2 protein-coding genes are annotated in these 924 nt (G+C 45.0%); one reads left to right on the forward strand and one right to left on the reverse strand.

The window, feature by feature from the left end:
- The coding region (locus A3729_RS25230) for a HisA/HisF-related TIM barrel protein (RefSeq protein WP_255376410.1) at positions 1 to 301 on the forward strand (301 nt) is incomplete at its 5' end.
- A gap of 114 nt (positions 302 to 415) precedes the next feature.
- Here A3729_RS25230 and A3729_RS25235 read toward each other — a convergent pair.
- Positions 416 to 924, reverse strand: a 509-nt coding sequence (locus A3729_RS25235) for a CZB domain-containing protein (protein ID WP_231877503.1), incomplete at its 5' end; no start/stop codon positions are given.

Raw genomic sequence — 924 nt, forward strand, 5'->3', positions numbered from 1 at the left:
TGCAATCGAATGGGCCAAGAAAATGGCTGATTACGGTGCTGGTGAAATATTACTAACCAGTATGGATCAGGACGGTATGAAAAACGGCTTCGACTTAGGCGTCACTAGGGCGATTACCGATGCTGTGTCTATTCCGGTTATAGCATCTGGCGGTGTGGGGAATTTACAGCACTTGGCAGATGGAGTTTTGGAAGGTGGCGCCGATGCTGTTCTGGCAGCAAGTATTTTTCATTTTGGAGAGTACAGCGTTCAAGAAGCCAAGGCACATATGGCCGATTGTGGTATTGAAATGCGCCTGTAGGTCTTAAGCGCGAGAAAGTTGTCTATTGTAGGCAGAGGGTTCAGGCGCACGATCAATTTCGTGCTAGCCCTCATGCGAGCCGTGGAAGGCGCTGCCTACAAAGCTTTTTAAATTCTATGCAACCTGATTAGATTCAGACTTGCTCTCAGGCTGGCAGTTGATCAGCATTAATGGTGCTTCGTTACCGTCTCTAAGAAAGCCTTCCACCACAAAGTCATCATTTTTACTTCTCATGATTCCATCTGCAGAGTCATCTCGACAAAATACTTTTTTGTTAAAGGTGACGATGTCGTTGATATTATCAAGACGTAAGGCTGTTACTTTGCCGCCAGTGCGCTCTACAAAAAGAATGATAGGACGGATGCTCGATAAGGCTCGCTCTTTGGTTAAATGGAACAGGTGGATCAATTCTGATAGCGTGGTTTGTCTTTCGGTGTTCAGAATCTTCATTGCTTCGTCGTGATCAGTCTGATTTAAGTTGAGTAAGGTTTCAGCTAAACCGTGTAACTTTTTATGGGGTTCATCAAAGCGCAGGAGGGCTTCTTTAAGCTCTTCAATATCTGTTTCGAACTGGTTGTACCACATGCCAAAAGCGCATTTGTTAGGGTCAAGCGCTTTAGTAA

The organism is Oleiphilus sp. HI0043, assembly GCF_001634935.1.